Consider the following 25,561-nt stretch of genomic DNA (forward strand, 5'->3'; position numbering starts at 1 on the left):
CGCCCCCTGATCACGGGGCGGACCTGCTGGACGGCGAGCCCGGAGGAGACTCACGACCTGACTTCGGCCTGAACTGCTGTCACTCGTAAGAGGGTTCTTCACTCTGCGTGTCGATGCGGGCATATGCCGTGCGGTACGTTCACGCAAAACGGCCCCCGCGATGGCGCCAACCATTCGCGAGGGCCTCGACCACTAGTGGAAGAGCACTCCACCGTGATGTACCGGAACTTTATCGCGCCCTCGCGCGGCTTCACCCAGTTCTCCCACGAGCTCATCCGGCACCCTCGCCTCAGCTCCGACGCCGTGCGGCTGCTGACCTGGCAGCTTTCGCTTCCCGACGGCGCCCGTGAGTCGCTGTCCCGAACAGCCGAACGTGCCCGGATCGGGGCATGCGCGTTCACCCGCGCCAAGCGGGAGCTCAAGGAGGAGGGGTTCGTCCACGAACGGCGGGTGCAAGGGCCGGGTGGGCGATGGGTGACGCAACAGCTCGTCTCCAACGTCCCGTTGAACGAGGCCCAGGCCGCCAAGCTGTTCGGGCGGACACCCGCATCCGTGCAGGTGGTGCCGGGTCCCCGGATTCCGGCCGTCGGCGCTCCGGCACCCCGGCCCGCCGACGGTCATCCGAAGAAAGACCTCCGGGAGCACACCTCCAACCGTCCCGCCACGTCGACGTCACAGCCTCCGGACGAGGCCCGCGCGCTCGTCGCCTCACTACCGTCCCTCTCCCCTGCTCTACGGCACATCCCGCCGGGAATGCGTGAGGAGTTGGCACGGCTTACCGCCGACTGGCTGGACGCCGGGCACACCTCCGAGGATGTCCGGGCACACATCCTGCGTGGCCTGCCTGGCGCCGGTACGCCCGTACATCGACCCGGCGGCCTGCTGCGCTATCTCCTGCGTGAGGTCGCGCCCGTACGGGAGGCACGGCCTGCGACATCGTCCCGGCTGGCCGGGACACGAGAGTGCGACGGGGACCATGCGCAGGCGACGCTCTTCCGGCCCGTCGGGGACGAGACACTGTGCGGGGTCTGTCGCCCCTGCGGGGTCTAGCGGTGCACCAGCCGACGGGCTTCACACAGGAACTCCGGCGGAGAGCAGGGCCGCCCAGTCCTGACCCGCGGCCCAGTCGGCGAAGGTGTGCCAGCCGACCTCGGGGTACGCGTGGCGCAGGCCGGTGACGTCGACGCCGAGGCCGTGGTCGGCGAAGTACGCGAACATGGCGGCCAGGTCGGTGGAGTGGCGCCGGACGACGTCGAGCGGCACCTCGTGGTGGGTGATCGGCCGGCCGGCGGCCGACGCGAGGATCGCGGCCATCTCACCGGAGGTGCGCTCGTCGGAGGCGATGTCGATGCGGCGGCCGGTGAACTCGGCGCGACGCCGGAGGGTGAGCGCGGCGAAGGCGCCGATGTCGGTGGCGGGGATGAGGGTGAGGGGCGTGGCGGACGGCATGGGCCAGGCGAAGGAGCCCTCGCGCAGGCTCTCCAGGGTCCAGCCGTCGGCGTAGTTGTCCATGAAGGCGGCCGGGCCGATCACGGTCCAGGGCAGTCCGGAGGCGTACAGGTGCTGCTCGACGGCCCACTTGCTGTCGTAGTGCGGGACGCCGGTCCCGCGGTCCGCGTGGGCGGCTGAGGTGAACACGACGTGCCCGACACGGGCGGCCGCGGCGGCGTCGACGAGCTCCTTGCCCTGGCGTATCTCGGTGGTGATGCCGGTGCCGAAGGGCGTGGTGACGGCGAAGAGCGAGTCCGCGCCGGCGAGGGCGGCGTCGAGCGAGGCGCGGTCGTCGAAGTCGGCGCGGCGCACGTCGGCACCGAGGGCGGACAGGGCCCGGGCGGCGGGCGAGCCGGGGTCGCGGGTGAGGGCGCGGACGTGGTGCCCGACGGAGAGGAGGGCGCGGGCGGTGGCTCCGCCCTGGGCGCCGGTGGCACCGGTGACGGCGACGGTGAGCATGGGATCCTCCGGGGTTTTCTCTGCGTGACGCAACCTTTGCGCTACACAGAGAGTACTGCATTCGTCTGCGTCGCGCAGACTTTTTCGCCGCGGCCTGGTCTCCATGGGTTGTTTTCCCTGGCCTGGCCTGTTCTCCGCGGCCTGCCGGTGGCGTGAAACCGATCGACTCACGGCCGCCCGCTCGCGCATCCTCTCCGCATGGAATTCCTCGTCTATCACCGCGACCGGCCCGGCTCCCTGCCGCTGCGCCGGGAAACGCTGGAAGCACACTGGTCGTACATGGACCGGTTCGAGAAGGAGATGATCGCCCGCGGGCCGGCCTTCGACGTCGACGACGCCGAGAAGCTCGTGGGCAGCGTGCACGTCGTCGACCTGCCCGGTCCCGCCGAGGCGCGGGAGTTCGCCTTCGGCGAGCCGGCCTACCAGGCCGGGGCCATACGGGACGTGCTCATCCGCCGGTGGCGCAACGCGCTCGGGCGCACGATGTGGGACTTCCCCGGAGGGCGGACCGGGGGCGACCGCTTCCTGGTGCTCGGTCTGGGCCAGGGCGAGGCGGTCGACCTGGAGGTGCCGGAGGACCGGGACGAGCTGATCGCGTACGGCCCCCTGCTGTCCGACGACGGCTCCGCCTGGCTGGGCACGGCGGCGCTGGTCCGCGCACCGGACGCGGAGTCGGCGCGTGCGCTGCTGACGGTGGAGCGGTACGCCGATGTCGAGGTGTACGCCTGGGAGTTCGGCGGACGCCGGTAGCGGACGCCGGCAGGGAGCGCCGCCGCCGATGACGGACGCGTCCCGCGGCCGGTCCGCCGGCCGCGGGACGCGTGCGTGTTCCGCCGCCCGTCAGGACGGGTTCAGCTTGATCGCGAAGCCGTTGAAGATGGACCAGACGTCGACCCAGGCGAGGCCGGTGCTGCACTCCTTCGCGGCGTTGCAGCCGTAGCCGTAGCTCACGATTCCGTTGAGCTGCCGCGAGTTCGGGTCGTTGATGTAGATCACCGGGCCGCCGCTGTCGCCGCCGCGGCCGACGATGCCGCCGTAGTGCGGGACGCCGTAACTGCCCCATACGGTGGTCCCGTTGACGTTCCAGCTGGAGTTGCCCGCGTACACCGTGCGGATGTTGCAGACCACCTTGGAGTTGTAGCCGAGCTGGCAGGTGAAGTCGCCGACGGCGACGTTGCGGACGCCGTTCAGGTAGCGGCTGTAGCCCGCCGCGTCGGTGCCGTCCCAGGTGTAGCGGTAGGTCGGGGCCTCGATGAAGGCGGAGTCGAGCTCCGGCCGCTTGTACTTGACCTGGCCGATGTAGTTGCCGCCGGCCGCCCAGACGTTGTCGTTCACGTTGTAGCAGTGGCCGGCGGTGACCAGCCACTTGCGGCCGTCCCAGGTGCTGATGGCGGGGATGCCGCTGGTGCACCACGAGCGGTCGCCGTTGGCCGGGCCGAGCGCGGCTCCCGCGTAGAAGGGCGAGGTGTCGTTCCACCGGCTCAGCGGCGCCGACGGCGGCGCCTGCCGCACCTGTACGGGAGTGGCCCCGGCGGCCCTGCGCTGCCCGGCCACGGCCGGGGAGGCGAACCAGTCGCGGGCCGCGCCCGGCTTGTCGACCGCGAGTTCGATGGTGCCGCCGTCCACCGAGGTGCCCGCCAGGGAGACGGTGAAGGGCAGGTCCTTGCGGGAGGTGAGGGCGGAGATCTCCGCCCTGAGGTCCTTGCGGGACTTCTGGGCGGGCAGGACGCGGATCAGCCGGGTGTCCGCCTTCGGTACGGCGCGGTGGGCGGCCGCAAGGAAGCGTGCGCCCTGGTCCGGGTCGGTCAGATAGACGTTCACGGAGCGGTAGTCGGAGGCCATCTCGACCTGGGTGTAGATGTCGGCCATGGGGCCCTGACCGGCCTGGGCGGCGGCGTCGGCCGCCAGCCTCAGCGGTTCGAGGACCTCGGCCTGCCGCTCCGGGGACATGGCCGCGACCCGGTCGGCGGACAGTGGTTCGGACGGCTCCGCGTGGGCGGAGACCGCCGCCAAGGGCAGCAGAGCGAGCGCTCCCAGGAATGCCAGGGAACGTCTGAACCGGCTTTTCATGGAACCCCCCTGATCAACCGTCACCGTCCCCGCGGTCACGGGGTCCCGGTGTCCGGGGATGCTAGGGAGGGGCTGTCGGCACCGACAAGGGCGCACGCGGCGGCCTCCGGGACCGCCCCCGCCGCCGAGCAGGGCCCGCCAGGAGCCGGAACGTCACGCCGTGGCGGCCCCCGCCCCTCCCCGCGCACGTCCCGGCGCACGGGCCCGGCCCTGGTACGGCCGAAGGCGACGGCCCTCGCCCCGCGCGCCGCCCCTCGCCCCGCGCACGAGGGCGCATGCCCACCCCACGCGCGCTCTGCGTACGCGTTCGGGGGCGGGGGTGGGGTGAGGGCGGAGGTGGGGTGAGGGCGGAGGTGGGGTGAGGGCGGGGGTGGGGGTGACGGCGGGGGCGTAGGCGGGGACGGGGGCGCGACTCTGCACCGGCACGGGCGCCGAGCCTGCGGCGGGGCCCGGAGGCATCCGGCCCCTCACGGGGCCGGATCGCGGCGCGCGCTAGCGGGTGTCGGAGCCTGCTTCGCCGGGCGGACCTTCGACCGGTGGCGCGTCGCGGAAGCGACGGCGGTCGCGGGCGCCGGGCGGGGCGTCGGCCAGGCGGATGACGGTGCCGTCGCGGCCGGCGACCACGGGCTTCGCCGAGCGGGCCGCCTTGGCCTGGTACTGGGCCGCGTCGGCGAGGCGGAAGAGGCGGCGGGCCGACTTCAGCGGGCCGATCGGGTCGCCGGTCGAGGCGACCCCGCAGGCGACGCCCTCGCCCAGCTCCAGTTCCGCCGCCCGTACGCACAGCTCCTCGGCGACGGCCACCACCTCGTCCGCCGTGGGCCCGACCGTCAGCAGGCAGAACTCGTCGCCGCCGAGCCGGGCCGCCAGCGCGCCGGGAAGCATCGCGCCGCACCGTGACAGAACGGAGCCGAACCGTTCCAGCAGCCGGTCGCCGACCGCGTGACCGTGCGTGTCGTTGACGCGCTTGAGCCCGTTGAGGTCGCAGACCAGCAGGCTCACCACCGACCCGTCCACCCGATAGCGCTCGATCGCCTGGTCGAGCCGGGTGTCGACGGCCCGGCGGTTGGCGAGGCCCGTCAGCGGATCCGTGAAGGCCAGCTTGCGGACCTCTTCGAGGCGTTCCGCCTGGGCGATCCCCGCCGCCACGACGGCCGCGAGCACCGTCGCGAAGTCGGAGTCGTCGCGGTCGAAGGGCACCGCCCCGGCCGGCCGCGCCACGTACAGCTCGCCCCAGGCCCGCCCGTGCAGCACGATCGGGGCGACCACGCAGCAGCCGCGCCCGCGCCGCCGCAGGCCGGTGACCCGGCCGGTCGGCACGCGGTCGTCGGCGGTCTCCACCCATGCGTCGGGCTCGCCGCCGCCCGCCCACTGCTCGTGCAGGAACTCCGTGATCTCCGGGAACTGGTGCACCGGATATGTCTCCGCGTCCGGGAACTCCTCCTCCCCCACCGCCCGCTCCCCCGCGTTCACCAGGACCTTGAGCCGGCCGTGGTCCCGCTCCCAGACGGAGAGCGCGGCGAAGCTGCCGCCGAGCGCGTCACGGGCGCCCAGCGCGGCGGCCCGCCAGAACTCGCGCGGAGTGTGCGCCGCCGCCATCGCCTGCGCCAGCGCCACCACGGCCCGCAGCCGCACATCCTCTCCCATTCCTCCAGCTTAGGGAGGTTTGATCCGTTTTCCCTTCTGAGACGTCACGGAAAGTGACATTTAGTGCAATTCGGGACCAACGACCTGCGGAACGGAGGCGTGTGGGCGGGACGCGGGACGGCGGCCACCGAGGGGCTGCGGCCACGGAGGCGCTGCGGCTACGGAGGTGCTGCGGCTACGGGGGCCGCGGCAGGCGGCGGGCTCACTCGCCCGGCCACTCCGGGCGACGCTTCTCGTTGAACGCCGCCACGCCCTCCGCCCGGTCCCCGGAGAAGGCCACCGAGCGCCAGGCCGCGTCCTCGACCTCCAGGCCCGCCCGCAGGTCGAGCCCCTGGCCCAGGCGCATGGCCTTCTTGGCCGCGCGCAGGCCGACCGGCGAGTTCGCCGCGATCCGCCCGGCGAGCTCCAGGGCGGCGGTACGGGCGTCCTCCTCCAGGAGGTCGAGGAGGCCCAGCTCGCGCGCCTCGGCCGCCTCGACCCGGCGTGCGGTGAAGACCAGCTCGGCGGCGCGGGCGGCGCCCACCCGGCGCGGCAGGAGCTGCGTGCCGCCGCCGCCGGGGATCACGCCCACCGACACCTCGGGAAGCCCGACCACGGTGGTGGCGTCGCCGACGATCACGTCGCAGGAGAGCGCGAGCTCGTAACCGCCGCCGAGGGCGAAGCCGTGCACGGCGGCCACGGTCGGCATCGGCAGCTCCAGGACACCGGTGTACGCGGCGCGGGCGACCGGCCGCTGGCGGACCAGCTCGGCGTCGGTGAAGGAGTTGCGCTCCTTGAGGTCGGCGCCGACGCAGAAGGCGCGGTCGTTGGAGGAGGTGAGCACGGTGACGCGGACGGCGGGGTCGGCGGCGAGCGCGGCGCAGGCGGCGCCGATGGAGCGGGCCATCTCGGAGGAGACGGCGTTCATCGCCTTGGGCCGGTCGAGGACGAGCTCGGCGACATGGCCGCGCCCGTCCTTCCGTACGGCGACGAACTCACCAAAACGCTGCTCGGACTGCTCGGACATCCTCAGGCCCCTCCGGTCGCGCCTGTTAACGGGTGTTAACGGCTGTTCACCGGGAGATCCTAGGTCGGACGGCGGCTCAGCAGCCAGGGCTCCACGACACCCAGTCCTCGCACCGGGCGCTGCCACATCGGCTGGAGCGCGAAGCGGTACGCGGGCGGACGCTCGCCCTCCTTCTCGGCGCGGGCCAGCTCCTCCGCCGCCCGGGTCTCGGAGACGGGCGCGTCACCGGTCCTGGTGAGCTCCTCGGCGAGGGCGCTGTCGACCAGGACGGCGTCCTTCGGCGCTATCGAGGTGAGCCGGCTGGCCAGGTTCACGGTGGTGCCGAAGACGTCGCCCATCCGGGTCGTCACCGTGCCGAAGGCGAGGCCGACCCGCAGCGCGGGCATGGTCTCGTCGTGGCCGAGGGTCTCGATCAGCCGCAGGCCGATCTCGGCGGCCGTACCGGCGTCGTCGGCCGCGTACAGCACCTCGTCGCCGAGCGTCTTGATGAGCCGGCCGCCGTGCGCGGCGACCAGGTCGGCGCAGGTGGTCTCGAAGGCCTCGACGAGCTCGCCGAGCTCCTCCTCCTCCAGGCGCCGGGTGAGCCGGGTGAAGCCGACGAGGTCCGCGAAGCCGACGGCGAGCCGCCGGTCGACCATCTCCTCGTCGTCCGCGGCCTGCACGACCCGGCCGGTGGCGGCGGCGAGCTGGCGCCGCCACACGTAGATCAGGAACTCCTCCAGCTCGGGCAGGAGCAGCTCGACCAGCGGGTACGTGACCTCCGTACGGGTCATGCCGGGCTCGGGCGGCTCGGTGAGGCCCTCCAGGAAGGAGTCGATCTGCCACTCGGCGAGCCGGGCCGTGGTCTGTCCGGTGGAACGGGCGACCTGCACGGCCATCGGCTCGCTGAGCAGCCCGGCCTCCACGAGACCGGCGAGGCGGCGCAGTGCGAGCACGTCGGCCTCGGTGAGTGCCTTGGCCTGGCCGATGTCGGCGAAGCCCATGGCGCGCCAGAACCGGGAGGCGAGCTCCATGGAGACGCCGGCGGTGCGGGCCGCCTGGAAGGGCGTGTAGCGGCGGTCGGCACCGAGGATGAGCTGTTCGAGGCGGATCGCCAGCGGGTCGTCGGTCGGCTCGGCCGTGTGGTCGACGACATGGTGGGGCGTGGGGTAGGCCGAGGGCTCGGCTGGTCCAGCTGGTTCGGCCGCGCCGCCGTTGTTCGCGTCGTCGACGGTCACCGGCCGCCTCCTGCCCGTTCCCTGCCCACTGTCCTGCCGTTCTGTCGCGTGGATCGCGTCACGCGTCGCGCTCCACGAATCGCGCTCCACGATACGACAGGTGTGTGCTGGCTCACGCCCGAACCGGCCGCGCACCGCCCGCCACGGGCGGGAACGGCCGGTCCGTAAGGGTGAGTGTCCGGCCACGGCCCGCCCCGGGCGACCGACCACCGGCCACCCCGCGGACCGGCCCACCGACCGGCACACCGGCCCGCCGCCCGCCGCCCCACCGGTCGATCCACCGACCGGCGGCCCGCCGGTCAGTCCGCCGACCGCAGGTGGACGATGTCGCCCGCCGCCACGGCCTCCGTCCCGCCGCCCTCGGTGGCCACGACGAGACGGCCGTCGCCGTCGACGTCCACCGCGTCGCCTTCGAGCATGCGCTCGCCGGGCAGGTCGGCGCGGACTCGGCGGCCGAGGGTGGCGCAGGCGGTCGCGTAGGCCTCCTGGAGGCCGGAGGCGGCCGGGTCGCCGCCGGCCCGCACCCACTCGCCGTACCACTGCTCCAGGGAGCGCAGCACGGCCCGCAGCAGGGTGTCGCGGTCGGTGGAGACGGCACCGGCGAGGAGCAGGGAGCCGGCCGCCGGCACGGGGAGCTCGTCCTGGCGGAGGCTGACGTTGACGCCGAGGCCGACGACGACGCCGTCGGCGCCGGCCCGCTCGGCGAGGATGCCGCCGGTCTTGCGTTCCTCCCCGCCCACGCCGACGAGGAGGTCGTTGGGCCATTTGAGGGACAGCTCGACGCCGGCGGCCTTCGCGAGGCCGGTCGCGGCGGCCACGCCCGTGAGCAGCGGCAGCCATCCCCAGTGGTGCACGGGCACGGAAGGCTTGAGCAGGACGGAGACGAAGAGGCCGGAGCGGGCGGGTGCGGTCCAGCTGCGGTCGAGCCGGCCGCGCCCGGAGGTCTGCTCCTCGGCGACGAGCACCGCGCCTTCGGGGAGTTCGTCGGCGCGGGCGGCGAGGTCGGAGTTGGTGGAGCCGGTGGACTCGACCACGTCGAGCGAGGTCCAGAGGCTGTCGGAGGACACGAGCGCGCGGCGCAGGGCGAGGGCGTTGAGAGGAGGCCGGTCGAGGTCGGACCAGCGTCCCGCTGAGCCTTGGGAGGACGTCATGCAAGCCAGCGTAGGTGTGGCAAACGCCGCACTGCCGAACCGTATCGACGCCGATACGCTACGGGTCAGTAGCAGGGCAGTAGCCCATTCGTAGTCAACGAACCCCCCGTGACCAGGCAGGGAGCCGCATCCCGATGTCCGAGCCGGCAGAGCACAACGAGATCGACATTCACACGACCGCGGGCAAGATCGCGGATCTGCAGCGCCGGATCGGCGAGGCCACGCACGCCGGTTCCGAGCGGGCCGTGGAGAAGCAGCACGCGAAGGGGAAGCTGACCGCACGGGAACGCATCGCACTCCTGCTCGACGAAGGTTCGTTCGTGGAGCTGGACGAGCTGGCCCGGCACCGCTCGACCAACTTCGGCCTGGAGAAGAACCGCCCGTACGGCGACGGCGTGGTCACCGGCTACGGCACCGTCGACGGCCGCCCGGTCGCCGTCTTCTCGCAGGACTTCACCGTCTTCGGCGGCGCGCTGGGCGAGGTGTACGGCCAGAAGATCGTGAAGATCATGGACTTCGCGCTGAAGACGGGCTGCCCGGTGGTCGGCATCAACGACTCCGGCGGCGCCCGCATCCAGGAGGGCGTCATGGCCCTCGGCGCGTACGGCGAGATCTTCCGCCGCAACACCCACGCCTCCGGCGTGATCCCGCAGATCTCCCTGGTCGTCGGCCCCTGCGCGGGCGGCGCGGTCTACTCGCCCGCCATCACCGACTTCACGGTGATGGTCGACCAGACCTCGCACATGTTCATCACCGGCCCCGACGTCATCAAGACGGTCACCGGCGAGGACGTCGGCTTCGAGGAGCTGGGCGGCGCCCGCACCCACAACACCACCTCGGGTGTGGCCCACCACATGTCGGGCGACGAGAAGGACGCGATCGAGTACGTCAAGTCCCTTCTGTCCTACCTGCCTTCGAACAACCTCTCCGAGCCGCCGGCCTTCCCCGAGGTCGCCGACACCGAGGCCACGGACGAGGACCGCGAGCTCGACACGCTGATCCCGGACTCCGCGAACCAGCCGTACGACATGCACACCGTGCTCGAGCACGTCCTCGACGACGGCGAGTTCCTGGAGACCCAGGCCCTGTTCGCGCCGAACATCGTCACCGGCTTCGGCCGCGTCGAGGGCTTCCCGGTCGGCATCGTGGCCAACCAGCCCATGCAGTTCGCCGGTTGCCTCGACATCAACGCCTCCGAGAAGGCCGCGCGTTTCGTGCGCACCTGCGACGCCTTCAACATCCCGGTGCTCACGTTCGTCGACGTGCCGGGCTTCCTGCCGGGCGTGGACCAGGAGTACGGCGGCATCATCCGGCGCGGCGCGAAGCTCATCTACGCGTACGCCGAGGCGACCGTCCCGCTGATCACCGTCATCACGCGCAAGGCCTTCGGCGGCGCGTACGACGTCATGGGCTCCAAGCACCTGGGCGCCGACATCAACCTGGCCTGGCCGACGGCGCAGATCGCGGTCATGGGCGCGCAGGGCGCCGTCAACATCCTGCACCGCCGCACGCTCGCCGAGGCCGAGGCGAACGGCGAGGACGTCGAGGCGGTGCGCACCCGGCTCATCCAGGAGTACGAGGACACCCTGCTCAACCCGTACATCGCGGCCGAGCGCGGCTACATCGACGGCGTGATCATGCCGTCCGACACCCGCGCGCAGATCGTGAAGGGACTGCGTCAGCTGCGGACGAAGCGGGAATCCCTGCCTCCGAAGAAGCACGGCAACATCCCCCTCTAGGACCTCAAGGAGCCGTTGTGATCAAGGTCGTACGAGGAAACCCGACCCCGGAGGAGCTGGCCGCCGCACTGGCGGTGGTCCAGGCCCGGGCCGCGGCGACGGCGGCGGCAGCCGCCGAGGGCGGCGGCCCGAAGGTACCGGAGGGCTGGTCGGACCCGGCCCGCATCGCCCGCAGCGTCCGGCCCCGGCCGGGCCCGCGCTCCTGGGCGCGCTCCTACTGGCCGGCCTAGGACCTGTCCGGACCGCGGACAACCCGACGCCCGGACACGTTCGTCCGCCGGAGGCCGGGCCCCTTGTGCGGGGGGTCCGGCCTCCGGCGTGCCCGCGTCCGGTCCGCGCTCGCGGCCGAAATCCGCCTGGATGCGCCGGAGTTGCCGTCGTACCCTCGTACGGCTCGGAGGCAACGGAGGTCACGTGAGGATCACCCTGGAGGTCACCGGCGCCGGTGAAGCCCTCGACCTGCGGGAGTGGCTGCGCGGCGATCCGGAGCTGCGCGACCGGGTCGGCCGCGCCCCGGCGCGGGCACCGGAGCCCGGCGCGATGGGCGGGCTCGGCGAGCTCGTCGCACTGCTCCTGGAGCCGGGCGGTCTCACCGTCACCCTGGCCGCCTCGGTGGTGGCCTGGCTGCAGACGCGCAGGGGCAGCCAGACCGTGACCCTCACCAAGCCGGACGGCACGCAGGTCGTCGTCACCTCGGAGGGCGTGCGCGGGCTCACGCCGGAGAGCAGCGGCGAGCTGGCGGAGCGGGTGGCACAGGCGCTGCGGGCGCCGACCCCTCCCCCGTCCCCGGCACCGTCCACGACAGACGGCGCCACCGGCGACCGGAGCGGTGACGCCGACACTCCCGGCGGGGCCGGCGCCGGCGAGCGCGTCTGAGTCATGCCGGACCGAGCGGGGGATCTGGCGGGACCGGACTGCCACGCCGTCGTGGTCGGCACGGGCCGCCAGGCGGCCGGCGGAGCAGCCGCCTTCGCCGCCTCATCCGCCGACAGCGCGCGGCTCACCGACCTGCCGAGCGCGGCGGACACCGCGCGCGCGCTCGCCCGCGTGCTGCGCGAGCACTGCGGCATGGCGGACCGGGTCACCGAGGTCATCGACCCGGAGAGCCCGACGGACGTCCTCCACGCGCTCCGGAGCGCCGTCGACCGCGCGGAGGGCGGCACCGTCCTCTTCTGCTTCACGGGACACGGCCTGCTCGGCCCGCGCCGGCAGCTCTACCTGGCCACCGCCCGGACCGCCACGGCCGACGACACCGTCAACGCGGTGCCCTACGCGGAGGTCCGCAACCTGCTCGCCGACGCGTCCGCGCGCACGGTCGTCGTCCTGGACTGCTGCTTCTCCGGCCGGGCCGAGGCCGCGCCGAGCGACGCCCACCGCGACCCGTACGCCTCCGCCCGCCCCGACGGCAGCTTCCTGCTCGCCTCGGCGACGCACTACGCGGCCTCGTTCGCGCCCGTCGGCGCCGAACACACTCTGTTCGGCGGCGAGTTGATCCGGCTGCTCACGGCGGGCGACCCGGGCGGGCCGCGCTGGCTCACCCTGATCGACCTGTACCGGATCCTCGACCGGCGCTTCCAGGGCGGCCCGGCGCGGCCGTACGCGGACGGCGTCGGCCGGGCGGGCGACCTGGTCGTCGCCCCGAACGCCGGCTATCCGGCGGCTGTGGACGCAGGTGGTGCGCCCGAGGCGGAGCGGGAGCGAGGGGCGGACTCCGCGGGCCCGTGCCCGTATCCCGGGATGCGCCCGTTCCTGCCCGAGCAGCGTCATCTGTTCTTCGGTCGCGAGGAGTCGGCCCGCGCCCTCCTCGACCGCGTGCGGCACGGCACGGACCCGGGCCCCGTCGTCCTCGTCGGCGCGTCCGGAGCGGGCAAGTCCTCGCTGCTGCGCGCCGGTCTGGTGGCGGGCCTCGAAGACCTGGGCGGGTCCCGTGTCCTGCTCGTCCCGGGTCCGGGCGCCCATCCCTTCCGCACCCTTGTCGAGCACTGGTCGCGGGCGGTGCGCCGCCCCTTCGCGGAGGTCGAACGGGAGCTGGGCTCGGGCCGCTTCGGCGGCGGCGCCGGCCCGGAGGGCTGCCCGGACGTCCTGATCGTGGACCAGCTGGAGGAGATCTTCACCGAGTGCGAGGACCCGGAGGAGCGCGAGCTCTTCCTCCGCGCCGTGACGGGCGACGCCGACGACTCCGGCGACGCCGGAGACTCCGACGGCCCCGACGGCCCCGACGACAACACCGGGCACTCCGAAGGCTCCGGGCACTCCCACGGCTCAGGCCCCTCCGACGGCTCCAGGCCTTCCGGCCGCCCCGGGCACTCGGGCGCCGCATCGGCCGCCCGTCCCCGCATCGTGCTCGGGCTGCGGGCGGACTTCTACGGGGCCTGTCTGCGCGACGCACGGCTCGCGCGGGTCGCGCAGGCGGGCCAGTTCACCCTCGGCGCGATGTCCGACGACGAGCTGCGGGCGGCGATCGAGCGGCCGGCCGAGCACGCCGGCCTGCGCCTGGAGGACGGACTCGCCGAGCACCTGCTGCACGAGCTGCGCCGGGAGTCGGCCGGCGCGGGCGAGGCGGTCGCGCTGCCGTTCCTCGCCCACGCCCTCCAGCAGACCTGGGCCCGGCGCCGCGGCACCCTGCTGACCTTCGCCGGTTACGAGGCCTCCGGCGGCATCCGGCGCTCGGTGGCCCGGGTCGCCGACGAGGTCCACGACTCCCTCGACGCCGAGGGCCGCGCGCGGCTGCGGGCACTGCTGCTGCGCATGGTGACCCTGGTCGACGCGGACGGGCGGGCGGTGCGCCGCCGGCTCCCGGTCCCCGAGCCCGGCGGCGGCGCGGACGGCGACGCGGACCGGGAGCTGCTCGGGCTGCTCGCCGACGCCCGGCTGGTGGTGCTCGACCGTGGTGTGGCGCAGTTGTGTCACGACTCGCTGCTGCACGGGTGGCCCCGGCTGCGCGACTGGATCCGGGACGACCGGGTCGGCCTGCTGGTCCGGCGCCGGTTCGGTGACGCGGCCGACACCTGGGAGGAGGCGGGCCGCCCGGACAGCGCCCTGTACCGGGGCGACCAGCTCGCCTCGGCGCGCTCGCTGCTGAGGGAGCCGGGCGATCACGCCCCTTCGGCCCGTCCGCGGGCGGAGGCCCGTGCCGCGGGAGCGGCGGCCGGGCCGCTCCGCCCGGTGGAGCGGGACTTCCTGCGGGCGAGCGAGCGTGCCGAGCACCGGGCCCGGCGGGTGCGCCGGGCGGTCGTCGCCGTCGTGTCGGTCCTCGCGGTGCTGGCCGGTCTGCTCGCCTTCGTGGCCAGGGACGCGCTGCGGGAGGCCGAGAGCCGCGAGACCCTCCTCATCGCCAGGCGTCTGGCCGCCCAGGCGGACGCGATGCGCGAGCGCGACCCGCAGACGGCACTGCGGCTGAGCCTCGCGGCGTACCGCACGGCGGAGACGAGCGAGACGCGCTCCAGTCTGTACGCGGCCTACACGTCCCGGCCGCAGGTGGACCTGCCGGCCGGCGGCGGGCACGACCCGGTCGTCAACCTCGCGTACAGCGCGGACGGCAAGGTGCTGGCCGTCGCCCAGAGCAATGGCGTCGTCCGGCCCTGGGACGTCACCCGGCCGACCGTACCGGTGCCGGGCAAGACGCTGCCGAAGCAGCGGGGGGCCGCGGCGATCGCCTTCCATCCGCGGTCCCGGCTGCTCGCCGTGCTGGGCCCGGACGCGCTGACCCTGTGGGACACCGCCGACCCCGCGGACCCGCGGCCGGTCGGCCGGCTGACCCTTCCTCGTACGAGCGCCTTCAGCCTCGCCTTCAGTCCCGACGGCCGCACCCTCGCCGGAGGCGGCGCGAAGGGCCTGCTGCGGCTCTGGGACGTGTCCGACCCGGCGAGCCCCCGCCAGGTCTTCGGGCGGACCGTCGCCACGGCCCACCTCATGGCGGTCGCCTTCCACCGCGACGGCCGTTTCCTGGCCACGGGCAACGGCATCGGCAAGGACGGCAAGGGACGCGAGACGCCCGCGCAGGTGCGGCTCTGGGACGTCCGCACGCCGGCGGCGCCCGCCCTGCACGGCACGGTCACCGCCGCGTCGGTGATGGCCGTGGCCTTCCATCCGAAGCGGGACCTGCTGGTGGCGACCGGCGGGAAGAACGCGATGGCCTGGTGGCGGGTGGACACGGGCGGGCCGGGGCACGAGGGCGGGCGGCTCGTCCGGATCGTCGCGAAGGAACCGTACGAGAACACGTGGGGGGCCGGCGACGCCATGCCGTCGCTCAGCTTCCGCCGGGACGGCGAGATGCTCGCCGCGGCGGACACGGGCGGGGCGGGCGGCGGGCGGACCCGGGCGGTGGACGACGGCGACGGCCCGGAACTCCTGGAGACCACCGCCGATCGCGAGATCCTGCCCGGCGGCGAGCCCGTCCAGTCCGTGGCGTACAGCCCGGACGGTGCCCATCTCGCCGTGGGAGACGTGGGCGGGAACGTACGGCTGTGGCCGGAGCGGACGGCCGCGCTCGCGCTGCGCGGGACCCTGGAGTACGCGGCGCCGGGTGCGACGGCGGTGAGCGGGGACGGCCGGCTCGCCCTGACCAGCGAGGCCCGGGTCGGCGACGGCGCCATGGGCCGGCTGACCCGGGTGTGGGACCTCCGTGCGGCCGACACCCGGAAGGGCACGGCGCCCCGGCTGGTGTTTACCCTGCCGCCGGAGTGGGAGGCGAACGACTTCCTGCCCGGCCGGGACCGGCCGCTGGTGCTGGCCCACCGGTGGGGCGGCGTGGGCTCCCGGGACCACGCCTTCCGGATCTGGGACCTGGGCGGCGACGGGCCGCCGGTCGCGGGCCCCGAGATCGCGGTGCGGGCCCCCGACGTGAGCACCGCGGTGTCGTCGGACGGCAGGCTCCTGGTGGTCGCCGGCTCCCCGGCGCCGCGGGGCGAGGTCTGGGACATCGGCGACCCGCGCCGGCCGGTGAAGCGCGGCACGGTCACGGTGGCCCCCGCCGGCCTGACCGACACCATGAGCTTCTTCGGCCCCCGCACGCTCGCGACCGTGGAGGACGCCTCCGGCGACGGCGTGGCCGACGACCTGCGCCTGTGGGACCTCACCGATCCCGCCCGCCCGGTCCGGGCCGGCGCGCCGCTCGAGGGCGTGGCCGGAGGGCGGGCGGCCTACCTGCCCCGCACCAGGACGCTGATCACCGACCACATCGGTCAGCGGGCGAAGCTGTGGGACCTGACGGACGTCCGGCACCCGAGGCTCGTGACCACGCTCGCCGCCGCCTCCGGCGGCTACACGCCGGTCGGCGGCGGACGCCACGGCACGCTGCTCGCGACCACGCTCGCCGACGGGACCGTACGGCTCCTGGACGTACGGAACGGGGCCGTGGTGCACACCATGCGGTTCGACCGCGAGATCACCGACGTCGTGGCCTCCGGGGACGGCGGCCGGGTGCTCACGGGCGCTCCGTACCGCGTCTGGGACATCGCCCCGGACGGCCGCTGGGTCACCCCGGCGTTCGCCACCCTGGAGGGTGCCGACGGGGTGACCCTGCCTCCGGGGAAGAGCCCCTTCCTGCTGGTACGGCCCGACCGGAGCAACCTCCGGGGCACCGAGTACACCTTCCTCCTCGACCGGGACAGCGACGCCGTCTACGACCGGCTGTGCACGACCAACCCGCTGGACGTCGGACGGGAGCAGTGGAAGGCGCTCTTCCCCGACCTCGCCTACCGCGCCTCCTGCTGACGCGGCCGGCGCAGGAACAGCGCCGAGGCCACGGCGCCCGCGCCGACCACCGCCGCGTTGACGACGACCGCGCGGGCGATGCCGTCGGGGAGGGTGGTGCCGGTGACGACGACGGCGCTCATCACCGGGGTGCCGAGCGTGATGCCGATCTGCTGCGTCATGGTGGCGATGCCGGTGGCCATGCCCTGCTCGGCGTCGGGCAGCCCGGAGGTCGCGGTGACCATGAAGCCGACGATGGCGAGCATGTTGCCGACGCCGCCCGCGAACGTGGCGGCGAGCAGCAGCCCGTACATGCTCCGCTCGTCGCCGAGCGCGATAAGCGGGAGCGTGGCCGCGGCCTGGAGCAGTCCGCCGGCGACGAGCGCGGTGCGGGCGGAGAAGCGGCCGATGAAGCGGGGTGCGAGCAGGCCGCCGAGGACGGTGCCGGCGCCGAGGACGCCGAAGGAGAGTCCGGCGGCGAGCGGGGAGAAGCCGAGCACGTCCTGGAGGTGCAGGGTCATCAGGAAGACCAGCGAGGTCTCGGTGGCGAAGGCGACGAGCCCGGCGAGGTTGCCCCAGACGACGGTGCGGCGCCCGAGGACCCGGACGGGGACGAGCGGCGCGGCGGAGCGCCGTTCGACCAGCGGGAACGCGGTCAGCAGGACGACGGCCGCGGTGAGGGAGGCGAGGACGGCGGGGTCGCTCCAGCCGTGCTCGCCCGCGGCGGTGAGGCCGTGGACGAGGGCGAGGAGGCCGCCGGTGACGGTGACGGCGCCGGGCACGTCGAGGCGGGGCCGCTCGGTGGGCCGGCTCTCCTTGATGACGGTGGGGGCGACGAGGAGGACGGCGAGCGCGACGGGCACGTTGACGAAGAAGGCCCAGCGCCAGGAGAGCAGATCGGTGAGCACGCCGCCGAGTACGGCCCCGGTGGTGAAGCCGGCCGACATGAGGGCGCCGTTGAGGCCGAGCGCCCGGTCGCGCAGCGGGCCCTCGGGGAAGGCGGAGGTCAGCAGCGACAGCCCGGCGGGTGTGACGGCGGCGGTGGCGAGGCCCTGGGCGACGCGCGCCGCCATGAGGACCTCCGGACCGGTCGCGAGCCCGCCGGCCAGGGAGGCCGCGCCGAGTACGGCCATGCCGCCGAGGAAGATCCGGCGGCGGCCGACGAGGTCCGCGATCCGCCCGAAGAGCAGCGTGAAGCCGGCGGCGGCGAGGGCGAAGGCGGTGGCGATCCACTGGAGGCCGCCGATGCTGAAGCCGAGTCCGCGGCCGATGACGGGCAGGGCGACGTTCAGGATCGAGAAGTCGACGGCCAGCATGAACTGGGCGACGAGGAGGACGACGAGGACGAGCCGCATCCGTCCGTCCATGCGCACGCCCGGCGCGGGGACGGCGGGGGCATCGAGAGCAACCATGACGGGACCCCTTAATGGGAGAACGGTTCCGTTAAGATGAGCGAGACGGTAGCAGAGCGAACCGGCTTAACGGAACAGGAGTCCCATTTGAGCGAGAGCCCGTCGGCCGTGCCCGGCACCCAGCGCCCCGGAGGCCGCACCGCGAAGGTGCGCCGGGCGGTCCTCGACGCCACCGAGGACGCCCTCGCGGCCTCCGCCTTCCACACCCTGAACATGGACCAGATCGCCGCGGCCGCCGGAGTCGGCAAGACGACCGTCTACCGCCGCTGGGGCTCCCCCGTCGGTCTGGTCGCCGACCTCCTGCACGACATGGCCGAACAGTCCCTCCCGGCCGCCGACACCGGGAGTCTCGCGGGCGACCTGCGCGCCAACGCCGAGCTCGTGCACCGCACCCTCAGCGACCCCCGCATGGGCGCCGTCTTCCGCGCCGTGATCGCGGCGGCGGCCTGCGACGAGGAATGCGCGCGGGCCCTCAACGGCTTCTACCGCACCCGCCTGGCGGAATGGGCCCCGGTCGCGGCCCGGGCGGAGGAACGCGGCGAGCTTCCCGCCGGCACCGACGCCCTCGAACTGCTGCGAGCCGTCTCGGCACCGCTCTACTACCGCTTCGCGGTCACCCGCGAGGAGCTGACCTCCGCCGACGCCGAACGCGCCGTCACGGCGGCCCTCGCCGCGGCGGCGGCCGGTGCGTTCCACACGAGTACGACGGACGGCGCGAAGGGCGACGCCACGGACGACACCACGGACCGGGCCTCCGCCGCCGACTAGTCCTTTGTCACCGGCGCGGTTGAGTACCCGTACTCAGGCGCCCCGGCGGCACGCCCCGCACGATCGGGAGCATGCTGTGGTCCGACCCCGAGAACGAGCCGCCGAAGGAACTGCGCGACATGCAGGCGATGCTGCGCCGAGCGGGCATCCTGCTCGCCCTGGCGATGGTGGTGGCGATGTTCGCGGTCGGCGCGCGCTGACGGGCTGAGGACCCGGCCCGGGCTCGCTACGCTGCCCCCATGACTGCTGATCGCCGCCGCCTCGTGCTCGCCTCCGCCTCTCCCGCCCGGCTCGGACTGCTCCGGCAGGCCGGGCTCGCGCCGGAGGTCATCGTGAGCGGTGTCGACGAGGACAAGGTGCACGCCCCGACGCCGGCCGAGCTGGCGCTCGCCCTCGCCGAGGCCAAGGCCGCGCACGTCGCCGCCCGTCCGGAGGTGTCGGGCGCGCTGGTCATCGGCTGCGACTCGGTGCTGGAGCTGGACAAGCAGGCCCTCGGCAAGCCCGCCGACCCCGAGGAGGCCACCGCCCGCTGGAAGTCGATGCGCGGGCGGGTCGGCATCCTCCAGACGGGCCACTGCGTGTACGACACGACCGCCAAGCGGTACGAGTCGGCCACCGCCTCGACCGTCGTCCGCTTCGGCGAGCCCACGGACGCCGAGATCGCCGCCTACGTCGCCAGCGGCGAACCCCTCCACGTGGCGGGCGCGTTCACCCTCGACGGCCGCTCGGCCCCCTTCATCGAGGGCATCGAGGGCGACCACGGCAACGTGATCGGCCTGTCCCTGCCGCTGCTGCGCAAGCTGCTCGGCAAGCTGGGCGTCTCGATCACCGACCTCTGGGTCTGACGGGCCGGCCCCCGACGCAGGGCCTCACGCGGCGGCCGGTGCCTCCTGGCCGCCGTTCGGGCCGCCGGACGGGCCGTCACCCCGGGCCTCGGCCACGGGCTCGCCGCGGGTCTCCCCGTACGCCACGAGCGTGAGCACGATCAGCCCCACCACCACCATCAGGAACACGAACGCCGCCCAGCCGAGCAGCCCGACCGCGACCGCGCCGAGGACGCCGTGGACGACCGCGCAGCCGATGAGCAGGGCGCGGCCCGGGCGGCCGGGGCGGCGGTCGCGTATCGCGGCGACCAGCGGGACGAGCGCGCACAGCACGAGCAGCGCGCCGGAGCCGATGCCGAGCGCCCAGGTGCCGGTGTACATGGCGTCGGGGTCGAGTCCGTCGAGGGACATCGACTGGGCCTTCACGAACCGGGCCATGACGGCGTTGATCGCCACGATGCCGGGTGCTTCGAGCAGGAGCACCGCCGCCGTCACGAGTGCTATCGGTCTGCGGGCCACCTCGGCCACCCCCTGGAAACGGCTGTTACCTCCGGTACCTACGACACGGCGAAGGCTACTGGCCGGTAAAACCTCGGACAAGGGTTCGCACCGGGAAGGGAAACGAGCGCAGGTGGGCGACGTCCGGACGGCGTAGAGGCAAAGAATCGTTGAGCCATTCGTAGGGACTCCACAAAGAAACCCATTTGGCGACTGGCTCACGGAACAGAGACCTGCGCCACACCTCGGAGCTACTGTGCCGTAAAGAATCCCTGCGTACCGTGGTGCGACAAGGGATTTCACGACCCGAGCGAGCCTCGATTCACGCTCCGTGTGGGCAAGCTCACCATTGGGGACGGGTCGAAGTGCCGTGTCGGCAGTCCCTAAACTCAGCTTGTTTCAAGGAGGGAGCCATCGTGCGCAAGGTGCTCATCGCCAACCGTGGCGAAATCGCTGTCCGCGTCGCCCGGGCCTGCCGGGACGCCGGGATCGCCAGCGTAGCCGTCTACGCCGATCCGGACCGGGACGCTCTGCACGTCCGCGCGGCCGACGAGGCGTTCGCCCTGGGCGGTGACACCCCGGCCACCAGTTACCTGGACATCGCCAAGGTGCTCCAGGCCGCCGCCGACTCCGGCGCGGACGCGGTCCACCCGGGCTACGGCTTCCTCTCCGAGAACGCCGAGTTCGCCCAGGCCGTGCTCGACGCCGGTCTCATCTGGATCGGCCCGCCGCCGCAGGCCATCCGCGACCTCGGTGACAAGGTCGCCGCCCGGCACATCGCGCAGCGCGCCGGTGCCCCGCTGGTCGCCGGCACCCCGGACCCGGTCTCCGGCGCCGACGAGGTCGTCGCGTTCGCCCAGGAGCACGGTCTGCCGATCGCCATCAAGGCCGCCTTCGGCGGCGGTGGCCGCGGTCTGAAGGTCGCCCGCACCCTCGAGGAGGTGCCGGAGCTCTACGACTCCGCCGTCCGCGAGGCCGTCGCCGCCTTCGGCCGCGGCGAGTGCTTCGTCGAGCGCTACCTCGACAAGCCGCGCCACGTCGAGACCCAGTGCCTCGCCGACAAGCACGGCAACGTGGTCGTCGTCTCCACCCGTGACTGCTCGCTCCAGCGCCGCCACCAGAAGCTGGTCGAGGAGGCCCCGGCCCCGTTCCTGACGCCCGAGCAGAACGCCCAGCTGTACGCCGCGTCGAAGGCCATCCTCAAGGAGGCCGGCTACGTCGGCGCCGGCACCGTCGAGTTCCTCGTCGGCCTCGACGGAACGATCTCGTTCCTGGAGGTCAACACCCGCCTCCAGGTCGAGCACCCGGTCACCGAAGAGGTCACCGGCATCGACCTGGTCCGCGAGATGTTCCGCATCGCCGACGGCGAGGAGCTCGGCTACGGCGACCCGGAGATCCGCGGCCACTCCTTCGAGTTCCGCATCAACGGCGAGGACCCGGGCCGCAACTTCCTCCCGGCGCCCGGCACCGTCACCACCTTCGCCCCGCCGACCGGCCCGGGCGTCCGCCTGGACGCGGGCGTCGAGTCCGGCTCGGTCATCGGCCCGGCCTGGGACTCGCTGCTCGCGAAGCTGATCGTCACCGGCGCCACCCGTGAGCAGGCGCTGCAGCGCGCCGCCCGCGCGCTGGCGGAGTTCAAGGTCGAGGGCATGGCCACCGCCATCCCGTTCCACCAGGCCGTCGTGGTCGACCCGGCGTTCACCGCGGACCCGTTCCGCGTCCACACCCGGTGGATCGAGACCGAGTTCGTCAACGAGATCAAGCCGTTCGCCCCGGCGGGCGCCGAGGCCGAGGAGGACGAGGCCGGTCGCGAGACCATCGTCGTCGAGGTCGGCGGCAAGCGCCTGGAGGTCTCGCTCCCGTCCTCGCTGGGCATGACCCTCGCCCGTACGGGCCTGGCCGCCGGCGCCAAGCCGAAGCGCCGCGCCGCGAAGAAGTCCGGCCCGACCGCCTCCGGCGACACCCTCGCGTCCCCGATGCAGGGCACCATCGTCAAGGTGGCCGTCGAGGAGGGCGCGGAGGTCAAGGAGGGCGACCTGATCGTCGTCCTGGAGGCCATGAAGATGGAGCAGCCGCTCAACGCGCACAAGGCCGGCACCATCAAGGGCCTGTCCGCCGAGGTCGGCGCCTCCGTCACCTCCGGCGCGGCGATCTGCGAGATCAAGGACTGAACCGGCCCCCGGCCGCCCGGGGTACGGTACGAAGGGCCCGCAGGCATCCGCCGCGGGCCCTTCGCCTGGGGGCCGTGGGCGGATCAGGCCGACATCCCGTCCAGGAGGGACCGCCATGCGTGCCGACGCGCGCCGCAACCGCGAGCGGCTGCTCTCCGAGGCCCGCGCCGCGTTCGCCGCGCAGGGCACCGACGCGTCCCTGGAGGACATCGCCCGGCGCGCCGGCGTCGGCATCGGCACGCTCTACCGCCACTTCCCGACCCGGGAGGAACTGCTCGGCGCCGTCTTCCGGGACGGACTCGCGGAACTGCTCGACCGCTCGGCGGAACTCGCCGGGGCGAGCGACCCGTGCGCCGCGCTGGTCGCCTGGCTGCGCACCCTGATCGCCCACGCGGGAGAGTACCGCGGGCTCTCGGTGGCGCTCATGTCCGCGTCGTACGGCCGGAGTTCGGCACTCGCCGAGTGCAGCGAGCCGCTGCGGGCGGCCGGCGGGCGCCTGCTCGCCCGCGCCCGTGAGGCGGGCACGGTGCGGGCCGACGTGTCGATCGGCGACCTGATGAAGCTGACCAACGCCATCGCCCTCGCCGCCGAACGCTCGCCCGACGACCCGGAGTTGGCGGACCGACTGCTCGACGTGACGGTACGGGGCCTGCGGGCGTGAGGACTTGGGGCCTGAGAGCCTGCCGGCCTCAGGGCCTGACGGCCCGCGGGCCTACAGGCCTGCGGAATCGGACCGAGGACCGGCCGGTTCAGCGGCGGCGCATGTCCGCGACCCGTACGGCCTGGCGGTCGGGCGCCAGCACGTCGCTCGCGAGCGGGCCGCCCGGACCGCCGGGGCCGCCGCGGAACTGCCCGCCCGGGAGCCGGCCGCGCTGACCCGGCAGCGGCAGGTCACGGCGCGGGCGGCCGCCCGGAGGGTGCTGCTCTCCCCCGTGGGTGGGGGCCCCGGTGCCGGCCACCGCGATCTGCACGCCCTGGTCGGCCAGGGCCTGCAGCTCGGTGGCGGCCCGCTCGTCGTGGACCGGCGGCTCGTCCGTGACCAGGCGGGTGATGACGTCGGTCGGCACCGTCTGGAACATGGTGTCGGTGCCGAGCTTGGTGTGGTCGGCGAGGACCACGACCTCCGCCGCCGCCTGCACGAGGGCCCGGTCCACGCTCGCGGAGAGCATGTTGGAGGTGGAGAGGCCGCGCTCGGCGGTCAGTCCGCTGCCGGAGAGGAAGGCCCGGGAGACCCGCAGGCCCTGGAGCGACTGCTCGGCCCCGCTGCCCACCAGCGCGTAGTTGGAGCCGCGCAGGGTGCCGCCGGTCATGACGACCTCGACCCGGTTGGCGTGGGCGAGGGCCTGGGCGACGAGCAGCGAGTTGGTGACGACGGTGAGCCCGGGCACCCGGGCGAGCCGGCGGGCCAGCTCCTGCGTGGTGGTCCCCGCGCCGACGACGATGGCCTCGCCCTCTTCGACGAGGCCCGCGGCGACGTCGGCGATGGCCGTCTTCTCGGCGGTCGCGAGATGGGATTTCTGCGGGAAGCCGGACTCTCTCGTGAACCCGCCCGGCAGTACCGCACCGCCGTGCCGGCGGTCGAGGAGTCCTTCTGCCTCCAGCGCCCGCACGTCTCGCCGTACGGTCACTTCTGAGGTCTGGACGACGCGGGCGAGCTCGCGGAGCGACACGGCTCCATTGGCGCGCACCATTTCGAGGATCAACTGGCGACGTTCTGCAGCGAACACGAAACTGACAGTAACGTGACCGGACGATGCTTTTCAGCACTATGGGCCGAATTGCAGAAGATGCACACAGGCGGGGCCCCCAAGTGGTATGGGAGGCCCCGCCGTTGATCCGCTCGCTGCCAGGGCTATGCCCCGCCTTGCCGGGGGTTGTCCGAGTCGGCGAACCGTTCCCGCAGGCCGGGAAGGCCGTCGACCGGTGGCCGGCCGGGCGACTACGCCTCGCCCGCGGTCTTTCGGGTGTGCAACTGCCGTGCCACTTCCGCGATCGAGCCCGACAGGGAGGGGTACACGGTGAAAGCATTTGCGATCTGTTCGACCGTCAGATTGTTGTCGACCGCGATCGAGATGGGGTGGATCAGCTCGCTCGCGCGGGGCGCGACGACCACGCCGCCGACGACGATGCCGGTGCCGGGGCGGCAGAAGATCTTGACGAAGCCGTCGCGGATGCCCTGCATCTTCGCCCGGGGGTTGCGCAGCAGCGGCAGCTTGACGACCCGGGCCTCGATCTTGCCGGCGTCCACGTCGGCCTGGGTGTAGCCGACGGTGGCGATCTCCGGGTCGGTGAAGACGTTGGAGGAGACGGTCTTCAGGTTGAGCGGGGTCACCGCGTCGCCGAGGAAGTGGTACATGGCGATGCGGCCCTGCATGGCCGCCACCGAGGCGAGTGCGAAGACGCCGGTGACGTCGCCGGCCGCGTAGACGCCGGGGGCGGAGGTGCGGGAGACCTTGTCGGTCCAGATGTGCCCGGAGTCCCTGAGCCGGACGCCGGCCTCCTCCAGGCCCATGCCCGCGGTGTTCGGGATGGCGCCGACGGCCATCAGGCAGTGGGTGCCGGAGATGACCCGGCCGTCGGAGAGGGTGACCTCGACCCGGTCGCCGACCCGCTTGGCGGACTCGGCGCGGGAGCGGGCCATGACGTTCATGCCGCGGCGCCGGAAGACGTCCTCGAGGACGGCGGCGGCGTCGGGGTCCTCGCCGGGCAGCACGCGGTCGCGGGAGGAGACGAGGGTGACCCGGGAGCCGAGCGCCTGGTAGGCGCCGGCGAACTCGGCACCGGTGACACCGGAACCGACCACGATGAGCTCCTCGGGGAGCTCCTTGAGGTCGTAGACCTGGGTCCAGTTGAGGATGCGCTCGCCGTCCGGCTTGGCGTCCGGCAGCTCGCGCGGGTGACCGCCGGTGGCGATCAGGACGGCGTCGGCGGTGAGCGTCTCCTCGGTGCCGTCGGCGGCGGTCACGACCACCTGGCGGGAGCCGTCGAGGGCCTGCCGCCCGGAGAGCCGGCCGCGGCCGCGCAGCACGCGGGCGCCGGCCCGGGTGACGGAGGCGGTGATGTCGTGCGACTGGGCGAGCGCGAGCCGCTTCACACGGCGGTTGACCTTGCCGAGGTCGACGCCGACGACGCGGGCGGCCTGCTCGATGTGCGGGGTGTCGTCCGCGACGATGATGCCCAGCTCCTCGTAGGAGGAGTCGAAAGTGGTCATCACCTCTGCGGTGGCGATGAGGGTCTTGGAGGGAACACAGTCGGTCAGGACCGACGCGCCGCCGAGACCGTCGCAGTCGACGACGGTCACCTCCGCGCCGAGTTGGGCGCCCACCAGGGCCGCCTCGTATCCGCCGGGTCCGCCGCCGATGATCACGATCCGGGTCACTGGGATCTACGCCTCGCGCTCTCGTTCTGCCGGGGGTG

The 25,561-nt window shown here is 73.7% G+C and carries 21 protein-coding genes; 11 read left to right on the forward strand and 10 right to left on the reverse strand.

Translation table 11 applies throughout. The features are described 5' to 3' along the window. Positions 1-216 precede the first annotated feature (216 nt). Entirely contained in the window at positions 217-1,050 is an 834-nt protein-coding gene (locus ACFVGS_RS23145; RefSeq protein ID WP_385693547.1) for a hypothetical protein, read from the forward strand. Between the two features lie 21 nt (positions 1,051-1,071). Here ACFVGS_RS23145 and ACFVGS_RS23150 read toward each other — a convergent pair whose 3' ends face one another. Beyond that, the gene (locus ACFVGS_RS23150; RefSeq protein ID WP_385693534.1) at positions 1,072-1,950 is read right to left on the reverse strand and encodes an NmrA/HSCARG family protein; all 879 of its coding nucleotides are present in this window, start codon (positions 1,948-1,950) and stop codon (positions 1,072-1,074) included. A 198-nt stretch (positions 1,951-2,148) separates the two neighbouring features. Between ACFVGS_RS23150 and ACFVGS_RS23155 the strand changes: the two genes are divergently transcribed. Further along, positions 2,149-2,700: a YciI family protein gene (locus ACFVGS_RS23155; RefSeq protein WP_384411867.1), complete on the forward strand. Its 552-nt coding sequence runs from the start codon at positions 2,149-2,151 to the stop codon at positions 2,698-2,700. 90 nt (positions 2,701-2,790) lie between these two features. On the opposite strand, the gene ACFVGS_RS23160 is transcribed toward ACFVGS_RS23155, so the two are convergent. From ACFVGS_RS23160 to ACFVGS_RS23180, 5 genes are all read right to left on the reverse strand, one after another. Beyond that, entirely contained in the window at positions 2,791-4,020 is a 1,230-nt protein-coding gene (locus ACFVGS_RS23160) for a hypothetical protein (protein WP_384411869.1), read from the reverse strand. 492 nt (positions 4,021-4,512) lie between these two features. Then, positions 4,513-5,664: a diguanylate cyclase domain-containing protein gene (locus ACFVGS_RS23165; RefSeq protein ID WP_384411871.1), complete on the reverse strand. Its 1,152-nt coding sequence runs from the start codon at positions 5,662-5,664 to the stop codon at positions 4,513-4,515. 202 nt (positions 5,665-5,866) lie between these two features. Beyond that, positions 5,867-6,670 carry an enoyl-CoA hydratase/isomerase family protein gene (locus tag ACFVGS_RS23170; RefSeq protein WP_384411873.1) on the reverse strand — a complete coding sequence of 268 codons (804 nt, stop codon included), beginning with the start codon at positions 6,668-6,670 and terminating at the stop codon, positions 5,867-5,869. 59 nt (positions 6,671-6,729) lie between these two features. Further along, complete coding sequence (locus ACFVGS_RS23175; protein ID WP_384411875.1) at positions 6,730-7,887, reverse strand: adenylate/guanylate cyclase domain-containing protein; 1,158 nt, start codon at positions 7,885-7,887, stop codon at positions 6,730-6,732. 299 nt (positions 7,888-8,186) lie between these two features. Further along, on the reverse strand, positions 8,187-9,038 hold the full coding sequence (locus ACFVGS_RS23180; RefSeq protein WP_384411877.1) for a biotin--[acetyl-CoA-carboxylase] ligase: 852 nt from the start codon (positions 9,036-9,038) through the stop codon (positions 8,187-8,189). A gap of 134 nt (positions 9,039-9,172) precedes the next feature. Here ACFVGS_RS23180 and ACFVGS_RS23185 point away from each other — a divergent pair, with 134 nt between their 5' ends. The 4 genes from ACFVGS_RS23185 (at position 9,173) to ACFVGS_RS23200 (ending at position 16,492) form a co-directional block, all read left to right on the forward strand. Then, positions 9,173-10,777 carry an acyl-CoA carboxylase subunit beta gene (locus tag ACFVGS_RS23185; protein WP_385693535.1) on the forward strand — a complete coding sequence of 535 codons (1,605 nt, stop codon included), beginning with the start codon at positions 9,173-9,175 and terminating at the stop codon, positions 10,775-10,777. Positions 10,778-10,794: 17 nt separating this feature from the next. Continuing rightward, the gene (locus ACFVGS_RS23190; protein ID WP_384411881.1) at positions 10,795-11,007 is read left to right on the forward strand and encodes an acyl-CoA carboxylase subunit epsilon; all 213 of its coding nucleotides are present in this window, start codon (positions 10,795-10,797) and stop codon (positions 11,005-11,007) included. A gap of 184 nt (positions 11,008-11,191) precedes the next feature. After that, positions 11,192-11,653 carry a hypothetical protein gene (locus ACFVGS_RS23195; protein WP_385693536.1) on the forward strand — a complete coding sequence of 154 codons (462 nt, stop codon included), beginning with the start codon at positions 11,192-11,194 and terminating at the stop codon, positions 11,651-11,653. Positions 11,654-11,656: 3 nt separating this feature from the next. After that, positions 11,657-16,492: a caspase family protein gene (locus ACFVGS_RS23200; RefSeq protein ID WP_385693537.1), complete on the forward strand. Its 4,836-nt coding sequence runs from the start codon at positions 11,657-11,659 to the stop codon at positions 16,490-16,492. Here the strand turns inward: ACFVGS_RS23200 and ACFVGS_RS23205 are convergent. Continuing rightward, positions 16,474-17,883: an MFS transporter gene (locus ACFVGS_RS23205; protein ID WP_384411887.1), complete on the reverse strand. Its 1,410-nt coding sequence runs from the start codon at positions 17,881-17,883 to the stop codon at positions 16,474-16,476. The genes ACFVGS_RS23200 and ACFVGS_RS23205 overlap by 19 nt on opposite strands. 36 nt (positions 17,884-17,919) lie before the next feature. On the opposite strand from ACFVGS_RS23205, the gene ACFVGS_RS23210 reads away from it, so the two are divergent. From ACFVGS_RS23210 to ACFVGS_RS23220, 3 genes are all read left to right on the forward strand, one after another. Next, the gene (locus ACFVGS_RS23210) at positions 17,920-18,651 is read left to right on the forward strand and encodes a TetR/AcrR family transcriptional regulator (protein WP_385693538.1); all 732 of its coding nucleotides are present in this window, start codon (positions 17,920-17,922) and stop codon (positions 18,649-18,651) included. Positions 18,652-18,722: 71 nt separating this feature from the next. Next, positions 18,723-18,851, forward strand: coding sequence for a morphogenic membrane protein MmpB (gene mmpB / locus ACFVGS_RS23215; RefSeq protein ID WP_384411891.1), 129 nt, complete (start codon positions 18,723-18,725; stop codon positions 18,849-18,851). A 39-nt stretch (positions 18,852-18,890) separates the two neighbouring features. Next, positions 18,891-19,496 carry a nucleoside triphosphate pyrophosphatase gene (locus tag ACFVGS_RS23220; RefSeq protein ID WP_384411893.1) on the forward strand — a complete coding sequence of 202 codons (606 nt, stop codon included), beginning with the start codon at positions 18,891-18,893 and terminating at the stop codon, positions 19,494-19,496. A 24-nt stretch (positions 19,497-19,520) separates the two neighbouring features. Here the strand turns inward: ACFVGS_RS23220 and ACFVGS_RS23225 are convergent, their stop codons facing one another. Further along, positions 19,521-19,994 (reverse strand): hypothetical protein, encoded by a 474-nt coding sequence (locus ACFVGS_RS23225; RefSeq protein WP_385693539.1) that lies wholly within the window; start codon positions 19,992-19,994, stop codon positions 19,521-19,523. 395 nt (positions 19,995-20,389) lie between these two features. Between ACFVGS_RS23225 and ACFVGS_RS23230 the strand changes: the two genes are divergently transcribed. Together ACFVGS_RS23230 and ACFVGS_RS23235 are read left to right on the forward strand one after the other, a co-directional pair. Beyond that, positions 20,390-22,144: an acetyl/propionyl/methylcrotonyl-CoA carboxylase subunit alpha gene (locus ACFVGS_RS23230; RefSeq protein ID WP_384411897.1), complete on the forward strand. Its 1,755-nt coding sequence runs from the start codon at positions 20,390-20,392 to the stop codon at positions 22,142-22,144. Positions 22,145-22,259: 115 nt separating this feature from the next. Continuing rightward, complete coding sequence (locus ACFVGS_RS23235; RefSeq protein ID WP_384411899.1) at positions 22,260-22,805, forward strand: TetR/AcrR family transcriptional regulator; 546 nt, start codon at positions 22,260-22,262, stop codon at positions 22,803-22,805. An 88-nt stretch (positions 22,806-22,893) separates the two neighbouring features. Here ACFVGS_RS23235 and ACFVGS_RS23240 read toward each other — a convergent pair whose 3' ends face one another. Continuing rightward, entirely contained in the window at positions 22,894-23,835 is a 942-nt protein-coding gene (locus tag ACFVGS_RS23240; RefSeq protein ID WP_384411943.1) for a DeoR/GlpR family DNA-binding transcription regulator, read from the reverse strand. Positions 23,836-24,083: 248 nt separating this feature from the next. Then, positions 24,084-25,523, reverse strand: coding sequence for an NAD(P)H-quinone dehydrogenase (locus ACFVGS_RS23245; RefSeq protein WP_385693540.1), 1,440 nt, complete (start codon positions 25,521-25,523; stop codon positions 24,084-24,086). Positions 25,524-25,561 lie beyond the last annotated feature (38 nt).

The sequence above is a fragment of the Streptomyces sp. NPDC127114 genome, from assembly GCF_042677525.1.
GTDB lineage: Bacteria > Actinomycetota > Actinomycetes > Streptomycetales > Streptomycetaceae > Streptomyces.